Raw genomic sequence first — 16,696 nt, forward strand, 5'->3', positions numbered from 1 at the left:
CTCACAACCGCTCGATGACCGTCACATTGGCCTGGCCCCCGCCCTCGCACATCGTCTGGAGCCCGAACCGGCCGCCGGTGCGCTCGAGTTCGTGCAGGAGGGTGGTCAGCAGGCGGGTGCCGGTCGCGCCGAGGGGGTGGCCGAGGGCGATGGCGCCGCCGTTGGGGTTGACCCGGTCGGGGTCGGCGCCGGTCTCCTTGAGCCAGGCCAGGACGACCGGTGCGAAGGCCTCGTTGATCTCGACGAGGTCGAAGGCGTCGATGGTCATGCCGGTCTTCTTCAGGGCGTGGGCGGTGGCCGGAATGGGCGCGGTGAGCATCCGGATGGGGTCCTCGCCGCGCACGGAGAGGTGGTGCACGCGCGCGCGGGGCGTCAGCCCGTGCTCTTGCACCGCCCGTGCGGAGGCGAGCAGCATCGCCGCCGCGCCGTCGGAGACCTGCGAGGAGCAGGCGGCGGTGATCGTGCCGCCGTCGATGACGGGGTTCAGCGCGGCCATCTTCGCCAGCGAGGTGTCCCGGCGCGGGCCCTCGTCGGCGGTCACGTCGCCGTAGGGGACCAGTTCCCGGTCGAAGCGTCCCTCGTCGATCGCGCGTACCGCCCGTTGGTGTGAGCGGAGGGCGTAGGCCTCCTGGTCCTCCCGGCTGATCCCCCACTTCGCGGCGATCATCTCGGCGCCCACGAACTGGTTCACCGGCTGCTTGCCGTACCGCGCCCGCCAGCCCTCGCTGCCCGCGAACGGTCCCTCGGTCAGCCCGAGGGGTTCGGTGGCCTGGCGGGAGGCGTAGGCGATCGGGATCTGCGACATGTTCTGCACGCCGCCCGCGACCACCAGGTCCTGTGTGCCGGACAGCACGGCCTGCGCGGCGAAGTGCACGGCCTGCTGGGAGGATCCGCACTGCCGGTCGACGGTGACGCCGGGCACCTCCTCGGGCAGTCCGGCGGCCAGCCAGCAGGTCCGTGCGATGTCCCCGGCCTGCGGCCCGACCGTGTCCAGACAGCCGAACACGACGTCCTCGACGGCGGCCGGATCGACGTCCGCGCGCGCGACGAGTTCCTTCAGCACATGGGCGCCGAGGTCGGCCGGGTGCACCCCGGCGAGTCCTCCCCCGCGCCGCCCGACGGGCGTGCGGACCGCTTCGACGATGTAGGCCTCGGCCATGGCGACTCCTGGATGGGTTACGTACGTACGGCGATCCCGTCCAGCACCATCGACAGGTACTGCCGGGCGATCTCCTCCGGGCTGTGCTGTCCGCCGGGCCGGTACCAGGACGCGGCGACCCAGACGGTGTCGCGGACGAAGCGGTAGGTGAGCCGGATGTCGAGGTCGGCGCGGAAGGCCCCTTCGACGACCCCGCGCTCCAGGGTGGACAGCCAGGCCTTCTCGAACCTGCGCTGCGACTCGGCGAGGAACCCGAACCGCTCCTGGGCCACCAGTTGCCTGCTCTCCTTCTGGTAGATCGCCACGGCGGCGCGGTGCCGGTCGATCTCCTTGAACGACTCGGTGACCAGTGCTTCGAGCGTCTCCCGCGGGCCCAGTTCGGCGTCCAGGACGGTGTCGTAGCCGTCCCAGAGTTCGTCGAGGAAGGTGCGCAGGATCTCCTCCAGCATCGACTCCTTGGAGTCGAAGTGGTAGTAGAGGCTGCCCGCGAGCATGCCCGCGTGGTCGGCGATGGTGCGCACGGTGGTGGCGTTGTAGCCCTGTTCGGCGAAGACCTCGGCGGCGGTGCGCAGCAGTTCGCGGCGGCGCGCCGGGGCAGCGGGGGTCACCTGGGGCTTCTTCTTGGTCGGCACGGGGTCCATTGTCGTGGCCGTTCGCCGCTAGGGGTGCTGGCCGCTGACGGAGACGACCTCTCCGGTCAGGTACGAGGAGTAGCCGGAGGCCAGGAACACGATGACGTTGGCCACTTCCCAGGGCTCGGCGTACCGTCCGAGGGCCTCCCGCGCGGTCAGTTCGGCCAGCAGTTCGGGGGTGGTGACCTTCACCAGATGGGGGTGCATGGCGAGGCTCGGCGCGATCGCGTTGACGCGTACGCCGTAGGCCGCCGCCTCGACGGCCGCGCACCGGGTCAGCGCCATGACGCCCGCCTTCGCGGCGGCGTAGTGCGCCTGTCCGGCCTGGGCGCGCCACCCGACGACGGAGGCGTTGTTGACGACGACGCCGCCCCACCCGCCGGTGCGCAGCAGCCGCAAGGCGGCCCTGGTGCACCGGAAGGTGCCGGTCAGGGTCACGTCGAGCACGGTCGACCACTGCTCGTCGGTCATGTCGACGAGGTCGGAGGTCCCGCCGAGCCCGGCGTTGTTGACGACGATGTCCAGCCGCCCGTGCGCGCCCACGGCGGTCTCGAACAGTTCGCGCACCTGGTCCTCGTCGGTGACGTCACACGCCACGGAACACACCGCGCCGGGGAACTCGCCCGCCAGCTTCGCCTGGTACTCCCCGAGCCGCCGCGCGTGCGCGTCGCTGACCAGCACGCGGGCGCCCTCCTCCAGGAACCGGCGCGCGGTGGCCCCGCCGATGCCCGTACCGGCGGCGGCGGTGATGACGGCGGTGCGTCCGGTCAGCAGTCCGTGTCCGGGAACGTACGGCGGTCCCTCGACCGTTGTCATGGCACCACGCTAATCTACCAAACACTTGTTAGGGAAGGCCGCCCGCCCTCCCGCCCGCCATCCCGCCCGCCAGGGAAGCCGCTTGTCAAGGAAGGACGGTGCCCGTGGACCTCTCGCTCTCCCCCGCCGACGAGGCGTTCCGCGCCGAGGCCCGCGCCTGGCTGGCGGCGCGGGTGCCGCCCGTCGCCCTGCCGTCCCTGGAGACCGAGGAGGGCTTCGCCGCGCACCGCGCGTGGGAGGCCGAGTTGGCGGCGGACCGCTGGTCGGTGGTCGACTGGCCGAAGGAGTACGGCGGGCGGGAGGCGGGCCTGATCCGCTGGCTGCTGTTCGAGGAGGAGTACCACGCGGCGGGCGCCCCGGGCCGCGTCGGTCAGAACGGCATCAGTCTGCTCGCCCCCACCCTCTTCGAGCACGGCACCGAGGAGCAGCGGGCCCGCGTCCTGCCGTCGATGGCCACCGGTGCGGTGGTGTGGGCGCAGGCCTGGTCGGAGCCGGAGGCGGGTTCGGACCTGGCGTCGCTGCGGTCGAGAGCGGTCCGCGCGGACGGCGGCTGGCTGCTGACCGGCCAGAAGACGTGGTCGTCGCGGGCGGCCTTCGCCGATCGCGCCTTCGGCCTGTTCCGCAGCGATCCCGAGGCGCCCCAGCCCCATCGGGGGCTGGTCTACCTGATGTTCGACCTGCGCGCCCCCGGTGTCACGGTCCGCCCCATCGCCCGCCTGGACGGCCGCCCCGCCTTCGCCGAGCTGTTCCTGGACGAGGTGTTCGTGCCCGACGAGGACGTGATCGGCGCACCGGGGCAGGGCTGGCGGATCGCGATGGCGACGGCCGGTCATGAGCGCGGCCTGATGCTCCGCTCCCCGGGCCGCTTCCTCGCCGCCGCCGACCGGCTGCACCGGCTCTGGCGCGCGCAGGGCAGTCCGGCGGGCGCCCGCGCGCGGGTGGCGGACGCCCTGATCGGCGCCCGCGCCCATCAGCTGTTCACCTACGCCGCCGCCTGCCGCCATCTCGCCGGGCAGCCGCTCGGCGCCGAGTCCAGCGTGAACAAGGTCTTCTGGTCGGAGTACGACATCGCGCTGCACGAGACGGCCCTCGACCTCCTCGGCCCCGAGGGCGAACTGTCCGGCACCGACTGGTCCGAGCGGTACGTCTTCGCCCTCGCGGGCCCGATCTACGCGGGGACGAACGAGATCCAGCGCGACATCATCGCCGAGCGGCTGCTCGGCCTGCCGAAGGGGCGGCGCTGATGCGGTTCCTGCCCGACACCGAGCAGCGGGCGTTCGCCGCCTCCCTCGACGCGATGCTGTCGGCGGCGGACACCCCGTCGGCCGTCCGCGACTGGAGCCGCGGCGACCATGCCGCGGGGCGCGCGCTGTGGTCCCGTATCGCCGAGGCGGGCGTCTTCGCGCTGGCGGTTCCCGAGGAGTACGGCGGTATGGGGACCCGGCCCGTCGAACTCGCCCTCGCCTTCGTCGAACTGGGGCGGCACGCGGTGCCGGGCCCGCTGGTGGAGACGGTCACCGCGGCGGCCCTGCTCACCGACGCGGCGGACCTGGGCACCGAAGGAGCGCAGGCCAAACGCCTGTTACCCGCCCTGGCCTCCGGCCAGACGATGGCGACGGTCGCCCACGGCAGCCGCTACGCCCTCGACGGCGACGCGGCCACCCTCCCCCTCGCGCTCACCCGCCACGGCCTGCGCCTCGCCCCCGGCCACGGCCCGCCCCGCCCCTCGCTGGACCCGGCCCGCCGCCTGATCCCCCTCGCCCCCGGCGGCGAACTCCTCACGGCCACCCCGTCCGTCGCCCACGCCCTGGTCCTCGCCCGGCTGACCACCGCCGCCCAGGCCCTCGGCGTCGGCCTCACCCTGCTGGAGAAGACGGTCGCCCACGTCAAACGGCGGACCCAGTTCGGAGTCCCCATCGGCTCGTTCCAGGCCGTCAGGCACCGGCTCGCGGACGTCCTGATCACCCTGGAGTTCGCCCGCCCCCTCGTCCTGGGCGCCGCGCTGACGCTGCGCCCCGCGGACGCCGCGGCGGCCAAGGCGAGCGCCTGCGAGGCGGCGTACGGCGCGGCGCGTGCCGCGCTGCAACTGCACGGCGCGATCGGCTACACCGCGGAGTACGACCTCTCGCTGTGGCTGGCCAAGGCCCGCGCCCTGCGCTCGGCCTGGGGTGACCCGGACACCTGCCGGACCGTCGTCCTGGACGGAGGGGACCACACCCAATGAGGCGGCCCCACCCAATGAGGCGGCCCCACCCGAAGAGGCGGCCCCACCCCAAGAGGCGGCCCCACCCGAAGAGGCGGCCCCACCTGAAAGGCGGCCCCACCCGAAGAGACAACTCCACCCCAAGAGGCACCCCCACCCGAAGAGGCGGCCCCACCCCAAGAGGCACCCCCACCCGAAGAGGCACCCCCACCCGATGAGCCCGTCAGGCCAGGATCCCCCGCGCCCGAGCCGCCGCCAGCCACTGCGGGAACTCGCCCACCAGCCGGTCGTACAAGTCCCCGTCGGACACCTTCCGCGGATCCCGCCCGGCGTGGAAGAACCCGGCGTTGTCGACGACCCGCTTGTCCGGCACCGCCAGGTCGTCGAGTCGGCGCAGATAGTCGAACTGCTTGCTGTCCGGGTCCCCGAAGCCGATGAACTGCCAGAACAGCGGGAGCGGGGCCGCCTTGCAGAGATACCGTTCCGCGGCGAGCTTGTTGATCGGCCCGCCGTCGGTCTGGAAGACCACCAGCGCCGGGTCCTCGGCGCCGCTGTCGAGGTAGTGGTCGATGACGGCGTCCATCGCCAGGTGGTAGCTGGTCTTGCCCATGTGCCCGAGCCCGGCCACGATCCGCTCGATCCGCCCCTGGTGGCCGTCGAGGGCGATGTCGGTGACCGCGTCGACGTCCGTGGAGAAGAACACCACCGGTACGGTCCCGTCGTCGTCGAGATGCGCGGACAGCCCGAGCACGCGGTCGGCGAGCGCCTGCACGCTGCCGTCCTTGTAGTAGGGCTTCATGGACCCGGAGTAGTCGACCACGAGATAGACGGCGGCCCGTAGCCCGTCCAGCCCGTGCTTGGCCAGTGAGACACCGGCCTTCTTGTACAGGTCGACGAGCGCGGGCGCGGTCTCCGCCACCTTGCTCAGACTGATCGCGGCCATAGGCGTTCCCCCTCGATCGATGCGGACAGCCCGCAGACAGTGCAGTCCGCCGACAGTACGACAGCCGACGGCCGCCCCTGCGACCACATCGGTCACAGGTGTTCGACAGTTCGTGGGCGCCACCGTCACCACCCGCTACCGGCATCCCACGAAGGAGGGGGCGCGGTCCGTCCGGCGGACCCGGACCGCCTTCGGTGGCCGGATCTCGACGGTGCCCGTGGTGACGTGCACGGGTGAGAGTGACGGATCTGACGGGAGGAGTGGGCTGGTTTCGGCCGTACGGTTAAGGCCATGAAAAGAGCCGGTTGCCTGTTCTTCGCCGTCGTGCCCGTCCTGGTGACGGCGGGGGCCTACTTCGTCCTGCCCTCCGACTCGGAGGCGCCCACCACCAAGGACTCGGTGTCCGCGTCCCAGTCGGCGCGCGACGACGCCAGGGCGAAGGCCGAGCGCAACCAGGAGGCCGAGGAGCGGGCCGCCGACGACAAGCTGATCGCCTCCCTGCCACCAGGGCTGGCCGCGCGGGACAAGAAGGAGATCGCGCACCGGATCGTGTCCACGGCCGAGAACTCCACGCTGGACTGGCGCAGTTCGTACGGCTACATAGAGGACCTCGGCGACGGACAGGGCTACACGGCCGGGATCGCGGGCTTCTGCACCGGCACCCACGATCTGCTCGCCCTCGTCGAGCGCTACACCAAGGCCCACCCGGACAACGGCCTGGCCGCGTACCTGCCCGCCCTGCGCGAGGTCGACGGCACGGACTCGCACGAGGGCCTGGACCCCGGCTTCACCGACGCCTGGCGCGCGGAGGCCGAGGTTCCGGCGTTCCGCAAGGCCCAGGAGAAGGAGCGCGACCGGGCCTACTTCGACCCGGCGGTCCGCCTGGCCAAGCTCGACGGCCTCGGCACGCTCGGCCAGTTCGTCTACTACGACGCGATGGTCTTCCACGGCCCCGACACCGACCCCGACGGCTTCTACGGCATGCGCGAACGCGCCCTGGAGACGGCCGACACCCCGGCGGCGGGCGGCTCGGAGACGGAGTTCCTCAACGCCTTCCTCGACGCCCGGCGCGCGGCCATGAAGTCCAGTGGCAACGAACGGACCACCGACACCAGCCGCGTCGACACCGCCCAGCGCCGCTTCCTGCAAGCCGGGAACCTGGAGCTGAACACCCCGCTGGAGTGGCAGCTGTACGGGGAGACGTACCGGCTGCCGTAAGCCGCCACGGGCACCACACGACCCACGCACACACATGGCGGCGCCCACCCATACGGTCCGGTCGGGGACTGGTGGGTGGGCGCCGTCTGTGTCCCGTACGCCGTTGTACGGAAACGTTCTGGGAAGGGTCCCGTCAGACCGCCAGGGCGCGGTCGGTCGGGCGGATCGGGGCGGGCAGGTCGCTGGCGCCGGTCAGGTAGCGGTCGGTGCCGCGGGCGGCCGAGCGGCCCTCGGCGATCGCCCAGACGATGAGCGACTGGCCGCGCCCCGCGTCACCGGCGACGAAGACGCCCGGGACGTTGGTCTGGAAGTCGGCGTCGCGGGCGATGTTGCCGCGCTCGTCCAGCTCCAGGCCGAACTGCTCCACGAGGCCGTTCTCGCGGTCGGTGCCGGTGAAGCCCATGGCCAGCGTCACCAGCTGGGCGGGGATCTTGCGCTCCGTGCCCGGCTTCTGGGTCAGCTTGCCGTCGACGAACTCGACCTCGACGAGGTGCAGCCACTGGACGTTGCCGTCCGCGTCGCCCTCGAAGTGGGTGGTGGACACGGAGTAGACGCGCTCACCGCCCTCCTCGTGCGCGGAGGTGACCTTGTAGAGCAGCGGGAAGGTCGGCCACGGCTGGTGCGGCGCCCGGTCCTCGCCCGGCCGCGGCATGATCTCCAGCTGGGTCACCGAGGCCGCGCCCTGCCGGTGGGCGGTGCCCACGCAGTCGGCGCCGGTGTCGCCGCCGCCGATGACGACGACGTGCTTGCCCTCGGCGGAGATCGGCGGGCTGACGTAGTCGCCCTCCTGGACCTTGTTGGCCAGCGGCAGGTACTCCATGGCCTGGTAGACGCCCTTGAGTTCACGGCCGGGGACGGGCAGGTCACGGGCGGTGGTGGCGCCGACGGCCAGCACCACGGCGTCGTAGCGCTTCTTCAGGTCGGTCGCCTTCAGGTCGACACCGATCTCGACCCCGGTGCGGAACCGGGTGCCCTCCGCGCGCATCTGCTCGATACGGCGGTTGATGTGCCGCTTCTCCATCTTGAACTCGGGGATGCCGTACCGCAGGAGGCCACCGACGCGGTCGGCGCGCTCGAAGACGGCGACGGTGTGCCCGGCCCGGGTGAGCTGCTGGGCGGCGGCGAGCCCGGCGGGGCCCGAGCCGACGACGGCGACGGTCTTACCGGAGAGCCGCTCCGGGATCCGCGGGGCGACGTCACCGGTCTCCCACGCCTTGTCGATGATCGAGACCTCGACGTTCTTGATGGTGACGGCGGGCTGGTTGATGCCGAGCACACACGCCGACTCGCACGGAGCCGGGCACAGACGGCCGGTGAACTCCGGGAAGTTGTTGGTGGCGTGCAGCCGCTCGGACGCGGCCTGCCAGTCCTCGCGGTAGGCGTAGTCGTTCCACTCGGGGATCAGGTTCCCCAGCGGGCAGCCGTTGTGGCAGAACGGGATGCCGCAGTCCATGCACCGGCTGGCCTGCTTGCTGATGATCGGCAGCAGCGAGCCGGGGACGTAGACCTCGTTCCAGTCCCGGACGCGCTCCTCGACGGGGCGGGACCTGGCGACCTCGCGGCCGTGGTTCAGAAAGCCCTTCGGGTCAGCCATTGATCGCCGCCTCCATCATCTTCTCGTGGGTCTCGGACTCGGAGAGACCGGCTCGCTCGGCGGCGTCCTTGGCGGCGAGCACTGCCTTGTACGTGCTGGGGATGATCTTGCTGAAGCGCTCCACGGCGGCGGGCCACTCGGCGAGCAGCTTCTCGGCGACCGTCGAACCGGTCTCCTCGGCGTGGCGGCGCACCACGTCGTGCAGCCAGTCCCTGTCCGCGTCGTCCAGGGCGTGTACGGCGTCCAGGTTGCCGACGTTGACGTTGTCCCGGTCGAGGTCGATGACGTAGGCGACACCGCCGGACATACCGGCCGCGAAGTTGCGCCCCGTCTCGCCGAGGACCACCGCGTGGCCGCCGGTCATGTACTCGCAGCCGTGGTCGCCCACGCCCTCGGAGACGACCAGCGCGCCGGAGTTGCGGACGCAGAACCGCTCGCCGACCTTGCCGCGCAGGAACATCTCGCCGCCGGTGGCGCCGTAGGCGAGGGTGTTGCCCGCGATGACGCTGTACTCGGCGAGGTGGTCGGCGCCGTGGTCCGGGCGGACCACGAGACGGCCGCCGGACAGGCCCTTGCCGACGTAGTCGTTGGCGTCGCCCTCCAGGCGCAGCGTGACTCCGCGCGGTACGAAGGCGCCGAAGGACTGGCCCGCGCTGCCGGTGAAGGTGATGTCGATGGTGTCGTCGGGCAGGCCCGCGCCGCCGAACTTCTTGGTCACCTCGTGGCCGAGCATGGTGCCGACCGTGCGGTTGATGTTGCGGATGGCGACCTGGGCGCGCACCGGCTGCGCCTCGGTGGCGGAGTCGGCGGACAGCGCGTCGGCGGCGAGCCTGATCAGCTCGTTGTCGAGCGCCTTCTCCAGGCCGTGGTCCTGGGCGACGATCTGGTGCCGCACCGCGCCCTCGGGCAGTTCGGGGACGTGGAACAGCGGGGCCAGGTCCAGGCCCTGCGCCTTCCAGTGGTCGACCGCGCGGGTCACGTCGAGCAGCTCGGCGTGGCCGACGGCCTCCTCGATGGAGCGGAAGCCCAGCTCGGCCAGCAGCTCGCGGACCTCTTCGGCGATGAACTGGAAGAAGTTGACGACGTACTCGGCCTTGCCCGCGAACCGGTCCCGCAGCACCGGGTTCTGGGTGGCGATGCCGACCGGGCAGGTGTCCAGGTGGCACACCCGCATCATGACGCAGCCGGAGACGACGAGCGGCGCGGTCGCGAAACCGAACTCCTCGGCGCCCAGCAGCGCGGCGATGACGACGTCCCGGCCGGTCTTGAGCTGGCCGTCGGTCTGGACGACGATCCGGTCCCGCAGGCCGTTGAGCAGCAGCGTCTGCTGGGTCTCGGCCAGGCCCAGCTCCCACGGCCCGCCCGCGTGCTTCAGCGAGGTCAGCGGGGAGGCACCGGTGCCGCCGTCGTGACCGGAGATCAGGACGACGTCCGCGTGCGCCTTGGAGACACCCGCGGCGACGGTGCCGACGCCGACCTCGGAGACCAGCTTGACGTGGATGCGCGCCTTCGGGTTGGCGTTCTTCAGGTCGTGGATCAGCTGGGCGAGATCCTCGATGGAGTAGATGTCGTGGTGCGGCGGCGGCGAGATCAGGCCGACGCCCGGCGTCGAGTGCCGGGTCCTGGCGACCCACGGGTAGACCTTGTGGCCGGGCAGCTGGCCGCCCTCGCCGGGCTTGGCGCCCTGGGCCATCTTGATCTGGATGTCGTCGGAGTTGACCAGGTACTCGGAGGTCACACCGAAGCGGCCGGAGGCGACCTGCTTGATGGACGACCGGCGGGCCGGGTCGTACAGGCGCTCCGGGTCCTCGCCGCCCTCACCGGTGTTGGACTTGCCGCCCAGCTGGTTCATGGCGATGGCGAGGGTCTCGTGCGCCTCCTGGGAGATGGAGCCGTACGACATGGCGCCGGTGGAGAACCGCTTGACGATCGCCGAGACCGGCTCGACCTCGTCGATCGGGATCGGCTGCCGGTCGGACGTGAAGCCGAACAGGCCGCGCAGCGTCATCAGGCGCTCGGACTGCTCGTTCACGCGGTCGGTGTACTTCTTGAAGATGTCGTAGCGGCCGGTGCGCGTGGAGTGCTGCAGGCGGAAGATCGTGTCCGGGTCGAACAGGTGCGGCTCGCCCTCACGGCGCCACTGGTACTCGCCGCCGATCTCCAGCGCGCGGTGCGCGGGCGCGATGCCGGAGGCCGGGTAGGCCTTGGCGTGGCGGGCGGCGACCTCCTTGGCGATGACGTCGATGCCGACGCCGCCGATCTTGGTGGCGGTGCCGTTGAAGTACGCCGCCACGAAGGCCTCGTCGAGACCGACGGCCTCGAAGACCTGGGCGCCGCGGTAGGAGGCGACGGTGGAGATGCCCATCTTGGACATCACCTTGAGGACGCCCTTGCCGAGGGCGTAGATCAGGTTGCGGATGGCCTGCTCGGGCTCGATGCCGGGCAGGAAGGTGCCCGCGCGGACCAGGTCCTCGACGGACTCCATCGCCAGGTACGGGTTGACGGCGGCGGCGCCGTAGCCGATGAGCAGGGCGACGTGGTGGACCTCGCGGACGTCACCGGCCTCGACCAGCAGGCCCACCTGGGTGCGCTGCTTGGTGCGGATGAGGTGGTGGTGGACGGCCGCGGTGAGCAGCAGCGACGGGATCGGCGCGTGCTCGGCGTCGGAGTGCCGGTCGGACAGGACGATCAGCCGGGCGCCGTTCTCGATCGCGGCGTCCGCCTCGGCGCAGATCTCCTCGATGCGCGCGGCGAGCGCGTCACCGCCGCCGTGCACCCGGTACAGGCCGGACAGGGTGGCGGCCTTGAAGCCGGGCATGTCGCCGTCGGCGTTGATGTGGATGAGCTTGGCCAGCTCGTCGTTGTCGATCACCGGGAAGGGCAGCACGACGGTGCGGCAGGACGCGGCGGTCGGGTCGAGCAGATTGCCCTGCGGGCCCAGCGCGGAGCGCAGGGAGGTGACCAGCTCCTCACGGATCGCGTCCAGCGGCGGGTTGGTGACCTGCGCGAACAGCTGGGTGAAGTAGTCGAACAGCAGCCGCGGGCGCTCGCTGAGCGCGGCGATCGGCGAGTCCGTGCCCATCGAGCCGATCGGCTCGGCACCCGCCTTGGCCATCGGCGCCAGGATGACGCGCAGCTCCTCCTCGGTGTAGCCGAAGGTCTGCTGGCGGCGGGTGACCGAGGCGTGGGTGTGCACGATGTGCTCGCGCTCGGGCAGGTCGCCCAGCTCGATCTCACCGGCCTCCAGCCACTCGGCGTAGGGCTTCTCGGCGGCGAGACCGGCCTTGATCTCGTCGTCCTCGATGATCCGGTGCTCGGCGGTGTCGACGAGGAACATCCGGCCGGGCTGGAGGCGGCCCTTGCGGACGACCTTGGCGGGGTCGATGTCGAGGACGCCGACCTCGGAGCCGAGGACCACGAGGCCGTCGTCGGTGACCCAGTAGCGGCCGGGGCGCAGCCCGTTGCGGTCGAGCACGGCGCCGACCTGGGTGCCGTCGGTGAAGGTGACACAGGCGGGGCCGTCCCAGGGCTCCATCATCGTGGAGTGGAACTGGTAGAAGGCGCGCCGGGCCGGGTCCATGGAGTCGTGGTTCTCCCACGCCTCCGGGATCATCATCAGCACGGAGTGCGGCAGCGAACGCCCGCCGAGGTGGAGCAGCTCAAGGACCTCGTCGAAGGAGGCCGAGTCGGAGGCGTCCGGGGTGCAGATGGGGAAGATCCGGTCCAGGTCCTTGCCGCCGAACAGGTCGGAGACCAGCTGCGACTCGCGGGCCACCATCCAGTTGCGGTTGCCCTTGACGGTGTTGATCTCACCGTTGTGCGCGACGAACCGGTACGGGTGGGCGAGCGGCCACGACGGGAAGGTGTTCGTGGAGAACCGGGAGTGCACGAGCGCGATCGCGGAGGCGAACCGGCGGTCGGACAGGTCCGGGAAGAAGGGCTCCAGCTGGCCGGTGGTCAGCATGCCCTTGTAGACGATGGTGCGGGCCGACAGCGAGGGGAAGTAGACCCCGGCCTCGCGTTCGGCGCGCTTGCGCAGCGCGAAGGCCTTGCGGTCGAGGTCGATGCCCTTGCTGGCGCCGTCCGTGACGAAGATCTGGCGGAAGACCGGCATGGTCGAACGGGCGGTGGCGCCGAGCAGTTCGGGGGCGACGGGGACCTCGCGCCAGCCGAGGACGGTGAGGCCCTCTTCCCCGGCGAGCGTCTCGATACGTGAGACGGCCTCGTCGATTCCGTCCTCCGGCAGGAAGGCGATGCCGACGGCGTAGCCACCGGCCTCCGGCAGCTCGAATCCGGCCACCTCGCGGAAGAAGCCGTCGGGCACCTGGGAGAGGATGCCCGCGCCGTCGCCGGAGTCGGGCTCGGAGCCGGTGGCGCCGCGGTGCTCGAGGTTGCGCAGGACGGTGAGTGCCTGGTCAACGAGAGTGTGGGACGCCTCGCCGGTGAGGGTGGCGACGAAGCCGACGCCACAGGCGTCGTGCTCGTTGCGGGGGTCGTACATACCCTGCGCAGCAGGGCGAGCATCCATGAACGTCCAGTTCTGGCCGTTCGCGGAGTGCTGGGACGGCTGGCGCGGCGTACGCATCGGCTCTCCCGTCGTCGTCAGTGGCTGATGGTCTCTCCGAGGCTCGAAGACCTGGAGGAGCAAGGCGCAAGGGACGACGCTGGCCCTCTGCGTAAGTGCAAAATTTCGTGCAGGTTACATGATGGAGCCGTTCCCGGGAACCGGATACTCCGTTCCAACATGCGGACGCCGCGGGGTGGCGGCGGGGCGCCGCTCGCGGCGGCGGAAGCAATGGGGACCGAAGCGGACAGATCCATGCCCGTCGGCCCGAGGGCGAGGGAAGTGTCGTCGCTGACCCCTCGGGTGCGCGGCAGGCCTCATTGCCCACAGCGCTTACGGCTCATGCCCAGCGGTTAAGCATTCGAAACCACGGGGTAACGACTATTTATGCGGCCCAACGCATAAGTCTGAGCCCGGCTATCCTAGGGCGATCCCGAACAGGCTGCCCAGGACGTACGTCACACCCGCCGCGGCGCCACCGAGCGCGAGCTGTCGCAGCCCGCTGAACCACCAGCTCCGCGCGGTCACCTTGGCCACCACGGCACCGCACGCGAACAGCCCGGCCAGCGCCAGCAGCACCGCGGGCCACAGGGCGCTCGCCCCCAGCAGATACGGCAGTACGGGCAGCAGGGCGCCCAGCGCGAAGGCGCCGAAGCTGGACACCGCGGCGACCAGCGGCGAGGGCAGATCGCCGGGGTCGATCCCCAGCTCCTCGCGGGCGTGTATCTCCAGCGCCTGCTCGGGATCGCGGGACAGCTGCCGGGCCACGTCCCGCGCCAGGTCGGCGTCGACGCCCCGGGACACGTACAGCGCGGCCAGCTCGGCCTCCTCGTCCTTCGGGTGCTTTCTCAGCTCCCGGCGCTCGACGTCCAGCTCGGCCTCGACCAGCTCGCGCTGCGAGGCGACCGAGGTGTACTCACCGGCCGCCATGGAGAAGGCACCGGCGGCCAGGCCCGCGAGCCCGGTCAGCACGATGGCCTGCTGGCCGACCGAGCCACCGGCGACACCGGTCATCAGCGCGAGGTTGGACACCAGACCGTCCATCGCACCGAAGACGGCGGGGCGCAGCCAGCCGCCGTTCACGTCCCGGTGCGTGTGGTTGTCGCGGTGCGCCTCGTGCAGCGCCGCCTCGGTCTCGATGATGGCCATGAGGCCCCCCAGGGAGTTTATTTAGACAAGTTCTACTTCTCGACAACCTCGACACTACGCCTTTGATTCCCTGCCCGCCAGCTAGGAAAGGCTGCGCTAACCTGCGGCTTTACGGTCTGGCGCTCGTATGAGACCTTGATCCATCAGGTGTCGACCGGGTGACGCTGGGCCGCGGACGGCTCGGAGGAATCACCGGAGTGGGACACATCCCCCATGGCATCGATCGCGTGCGTTCCCCCGGTCCCGGCGCCCCGAGACCCCGCCGACCTCCGCGACCGGGCGCGCGGCGCGCTGCTCGGCCTGGCCGTCGGGGACGCCCTCGGCGCCCCCGCGGAGAACCTGAAGCCCTCCGAGATCCGCGCCCGGTGGGGCCGTATCACCGGATACGTCGCCGAGCACCCGGCCGGGACCGACGACACCGAGTACGCGATCTTCTCCGGGCTGCTGCTGGCCCGGCACGGCTCGGCCCTCACCCCCGCCCATGTGGAGGCGGCCTGGCACGCCTGGATCGCCGACCGCGCCGAGGGACCCTTCCGGGGCGCGGGCTTCAGCGAGCGCGGCACGCTGGAGAACCTCCGCCGGGGCCTGGCCGCCCCCATCTCCGCCCAGCACCGGCACGCCTGGAGCGACGGCCTCGCCATGCGCGCCGCGCCCTTCGGCGTCTTCGCCGCCGGACGCCCCGCCGAGGCGGCCCGGCTGGTCGCCATCGACGGCTCGGTCAGCCATGAGGGCGAGGGCATCTACGGAGGTCAGGCGGTCGCCGCCGGGGTGGCCGCCGCGATGGCGGGCGCCCCGACCCATGCCGTGGTCGCCGCCGCCCTCGCCGTCGTCCCCGACGACTCCTGGACCGCGCGCTCCCTGCGCCGGGCCGTGGTGGTCGCCCACCGCGGGGAACGCGCCGTCCGCTCCGCCGTCGTGATCGGCGGCTACCCCTGGACCGACCTCGCCCCGGAGGCGGTCGCCCTGGCCTTCGGCGCGTACGCGGCGGCCGACGGCGACTTCCGGGACGCCGTGCTCACCGCCGTCAACATGGGCCGCGACGCCGACACCACCGCCGCGGTCGCGGGCGCCCTCGCCGGGGCCACCCAGGGCGCCGCGGCGATCCCCGCCGACTGGGCGGCGGCCATCGGCCCGGCCCGCGGCAGCTGCCTGCCGTCGATGGCGGGCCACCACGTGCTCGACGTGGCGGAACTGCTGACACCGGAGGAGTGCGACCCGGTCTGCCACCCGCTTCCCGTACACCCCACGGCACCCGACCCCGAGGCCTACGTGCTCACCCCGGACGAGGAAGAGGTACACCCATGACCCGCCGCACCGAAGGCCTCCTCCTCGGTCTCGCCGCCGGGGACGCCGCCGGATGGCCCGCCGCGCGGCACCGGGCCGCGCGGATGCCGCAGTGGACGCGGCGGCTCACCCGGGAACTGGACACCTTCGCCGAGCACAACGCGACGACCACCCTGCCCGTGCCCATCGCGCTCAACCAGCCCCCGGAGCCGCTGCGGCTCGGCCCCTCCGACGACGCCGAGTGGGCGGCGTTCGCGGCGGAGGCGCTGCTGCGGGCCGGGGACGACGGGGTGCTCGGCGATCTGAGCCGGGAGCGGCGCACCCGGGCCGCCATCGACCTGACCTGGAACGCGGTGGCGAGCGAGGTCGCCGCCGCCGCCGAACGCGCCCCCGAGGTCGAGTCCGCCGTACTCCCGCTGCGCGCCCGCATCTCCGTCCGCGCGGGCCTCGGCAACCTCGCCACCGGCCTGCGCCCGCCCGCCACCGGCCACGACAACCCGCACTACTTCGACGACGCGGCCTGCGTCCGGGCCTGCGTCCTCGCGGTCGCCCACCCCGGCGACCCGGGAGCCGCCGCCGCGCTCGCCGAGTTCGACGCCCGCTACACCCAGGACGGCGACGGAGTCCACGGCGCCCGCGCGATGGCCGCCGCCCTCGCCCTCGCCCTGACCGGCGCCGACCCCGAGGCCTGCGTCACGGCGGCGCTCGCCGAACTGCCCGCCGAGACGGAGATCGGCCGCAACGCCCGGCACGCCCTCCGCCTGGCCGAGGCCTGCGACAGCGCCTTCTCCCTCGTCCCCCTCCTGGAGCACCAGATCGTCGACCACGTCTACAGCTACGGCATCGCCGCCGCCGAGACCGTCCCGGTCGCCCTCGCCCTCGCCACCGCCGCGCGCGGCCGGATCGCGGAGGCGGTGCCCGCGGCGGCCTGTCTGTCCCGGGTCGCCGACTCGGCCCCGGCCCTGGCGGGCGCCCTGACCGGAGCGCTCGGCGGCGCCGCCGCGATCCCCGAGACCTGGCGCACCACCTGCCGCACCCTCTCCGGCTGCGTCCTGCCCCGCCTGACCGGCACCGACCTGGTGGAACTCGCCGAACTCCTGGAAGCCGCACAACCGGCCCCGCCAGGGGGATGAT

12 protein-coding genes are annotated in these 16,696 nt (G+C 72.2%); 5 read left to right on the top strand and 7 right to left on the bottom strand.

What is annotated here, in order from left to right; genetic code table 11:
* Position 1: 1 nt before the first annotated feature.
* The 3 genes from ACFVQG_RS16255 to ACFVQG_RS16265 are packed head-to-tail and all read right to left on the bottom strand — an operon-like array spanning position 2 to position 2,607.
* Positions 2 to 1,159, bottom strand: a complete 1,158-nt coding sequence (locus tag ACFVQG_RS16255; protein ID WP_383382464.1) for an acetyl-CoA C-acetyltransferase — start codon at positions 1,157 to 1,159, stop codon at positions 2 to 4.
* Positions 1,160 to 1,176: 17 nt separating this feature from the next.
* Positions 1,177 to 1,791, bottom strand: coding sequence for a TetR/AcrR family transcriptional regulator (locus ACFVQG_RS16260; RefSeq protein ID WP_383382467.1), 615 nt, complete (start codon positions 1,789 to 1,791; stop codon positions 1,177 to 1,179).
* A 27-nt stretch (positions 1,792 to 1,818) separates the two neighbouring features.
* Positions 1,819 to 2,607, bottom strand: a complete 789-nt coding sequence (locus ACFVQG_RS16265) for an SDR family oxidoreductase (RefSeq protein WP_383382470.1) — start codon at positions 2,605 to 2,607, stop codon at positions 1,819 to 1,821.
* A 104-nt stretch (positions 2,608 to 2,711) separates the two neighbouring features.
* On the opposite strand from ACFVQG_RS16265, the gene ACFVQG_RS16270 reads away from it, so the two are divergent.
* Together ACFVQG_RS16270 and ACFVQG_RS16275 are read left to right on the top strand one after the other, a co-directional pair.
* Positions 2,712 to 3,851 (top strand): acyl-CoA dehydrogenase family protein, encoded by a 1,140-nt coding sequence (locus ACFVQG_RS16270; protein WP_383383808.1) that lies wholly within the window; start codon positions 2,712 to 2,714, stop codon positions 3,849 to 3,851.
* Positions 3,851 to 4,831 carry an acyl-CoA dehydrogenase family protein gene (locus ACFVQG_RS16275; RefSeq protein ID WP_383382473.1) on the top strand — a complete coding sequence of 327 codons (981 nt, stop codon included), beginning with the start codon at positions 3,851 to 3,853 and terminating at the stop codon, positions 4,829 to 4,831. The genes ACFVQG_RS16270 and ACFVQG_RS16275 overlap by 1 nt, the downstream gene beginning before the upstream one ends.
* Before the next feature lie 202 nt (positions 4,832 to 5,033).
* Here the strand turns inward: ACFVQG_RS16275 and ACFVQG_RS16280 are convergent, their stop codons facing one another.
* The gene (locus ACFVQG_RS16280) at positions 5,034 to 5,753 is read right to left on the bottom strand and encodes a vWA domain-containing protein (RefSeq protein WP_383382475.1); all 720 of its coding nucleotides are present in this window, start codon (positions 5,751 to 5,753) and stop codon (positions 5,034 to 5,036) included.
* 291 nt (positions 5,754 to 6,044) lie between these two features.
* Between ACFVQG_RS16280 and ACFVQG_RS16285 the strand changes: the two genes are divergently transcribed.
* On the top strand, positions 6,045 to 6,971 hold the full coding sequence (locus tag ACFVQG_RS16285; RefSeq protein ID WP_383382478.1) for a chitosanase: 927 nt from the start codon (positions 6,045 to 6,047) through the stop codon (positions 6,969 to 6,971).
* Between the two features lie 133 nt (positions 6,972 to 7,104).
* Here ACFVQG_RS16285 and ACFVQG_RS16290 read toward each other — a convergent pair whose 3' ends face one another.
* From ACFVQG_RS16290 to ACFVQG_RS16300, 3 genes are all read right to left on the bottom strand, one after another.
* On the bottom strand, positions 7,105 to 8,565 hold the full coding sequence (locus tag ACFVQG_RS16290) for a glutamate synthase subunit beta (RefSeq protein WP_383382481.1): 1,461 nt from the start codon (positions 8,563 to 8,565) through the stop codon (positions 7,105 to 7,107).
* The gene (gltB, locus tag ACFVQG_RS16295; RefSeq protein WP_383382484.1) at positions 8,558 to 13,150 is read right to left on the bottom strand and encodes a glutamate synthase large subunit; all 4,593 of its coding nucleotides are present in this window, start codon (positions 13,148 to 13,150) and stop codon (positions 8,558 to 8,560) included. Before gltB ends, ACFVQG_RS16290 begins: the two co-directional genes overlap by 8 nt.
* 396 nt (positions 13,151 to 13,546) lie before the next feature.
* Positions 13,547 to 14,278: a VIT1/CCC1 transporter family protein gene (locus tag ACFVQG_RS16300; protein ID WP_383382487.1), complete on the bottom strand. Its 732-nt coding sequence runs from the start codon at positions 14,276 to 14,278 to the stop codon at positions 13,547 to 13,549.
* A 213-nt stretch (positions 14,279 to 14,491) separates the two neighbouring features.
* Here ACFVQG_RS16300 and ACFVQG_RS16305 point away from each other — a divergent pair, with 213 nt between their 5' ends.
* Both ACFVQG_RS16305 and ACFVQG_RS16310 read left to right on the top strand, forming a co-directional pair.
* The gene (locus ACFVQG_RS16305; RefSeq protein WP_383382490.1) at positions 14,492 to 15,583 is read left to right on the top strand and encodes an ADP-ribosylglycohydrolase family protein; all 1,092 of its coding nucleotides are present in this window, start codon (positions 14,492 to 14,494) and stop codon (positions 15,581 to 15,583) included.
* Positions 15,580 to 16,695, top strand: coding sequence for an ADP-ribosylglycohydrolase family protein (locus ACFVQG_RS16310; RefSeq protein WP_383382492.1), 1,116 nt, complete (start codon positions 15,580 to 15,582; stop codon positions 16,693 to 16,695). The genes ACFVQG_RS16305 and ACFVQG_RS16310 overlap by 4 nt, the downstream gene beginning before the upstream one ends.
* Position 16,696: the final 1 nt, after the last annotated feature.

The sequence above is a fragment of the Streptomyces sp. NPDC057877 genome (assembly GCF_042796855.1).
In the GTDB taxonomy this organism is placed as follows: domain Bacteria; phylum Actinomycetota; class Actinomycetes; order Streptomycetales; family Streptomycetaceae; genus Streptomyces.

Excerpts from the sequence above, each read along its gene's own strand:
- ACFVQG_RS16255 (WP_383382464.1), bottom strand. The coding sequence starts at position 1,159 with ATGGCCGAGGCCTACATCGTCGAAGCGGTCCGCACGCCCGTCGGGCGG.
- ACFVQG_RS16265 (WP_383382470.1), bottom strand. The coding sequence starts at position 2,607 with ATGACAACGGTCGAGGGACCGCCGTACGTTCCCGGACACGGACTGCTG.
- ACFVQG_RS16275 (WP_383382473.1), top strand. The coding sequence starts at position 3,851 with ATGCGGTTCCTGCCCGACACCGAGCAGCGGGCGTTCGCCGCCTCCCTC.
- ACFVQG_RS16280 (WP_383382475.1), bottom strand. The coding sequence starts at position 5,753 with ATGGCCGCGATCAGTCTGAGCAAGGTGGCGGAGACCGCGCCCGCGCTC.
- ACFVQG_RS16285 (WP_383382478.1), top strand. The coding sequence starts at position 6,045 with ATGAAAAGAGCCGGTTGCCTGTTCTTCGCCGTCGTGCCCGTCCTGGTG.
- ACFVQG_RS16290 (WP_383382481.1), bottom strand. The coding sequence starts at position 8,565 with ATGGCTGACCCGAAGGGCTTTCTGAACCACGGCCGCGAGGTCGCCAGG.
- gltB (WP_383382484.1), bottom strand. The coding sequence starts at position 13,150 with ATGCGTACGCCGCGCCAGCCGTCCCAGCACTCCGCGAACGGCCAGAAC.
- ACFVQG_RS16300 (WP_383382487.1), bottom strand. The coding sequence starts at position 14,278 with ATGGCCATCATCGAGACCGAGGCGGCGCTGCACGAGGCGCACCGCGAC.
- ACFVQG_RS16305 (WP_383382490.1), top strand. The coding sequence starts at position 14,492 with ATGGCATCGATCGCGTGCGTTCCCCCGGTCCCGGCGCCCCGAGACCCC.
- ACFVQG_RS16310 (WP_383382492.1), top strand. The coding sequence starts at position 15,580 with ATGACCCGCCGCACCGAAGGCCTCCTCCTCGGTCTCGCCGCCGGGGAC.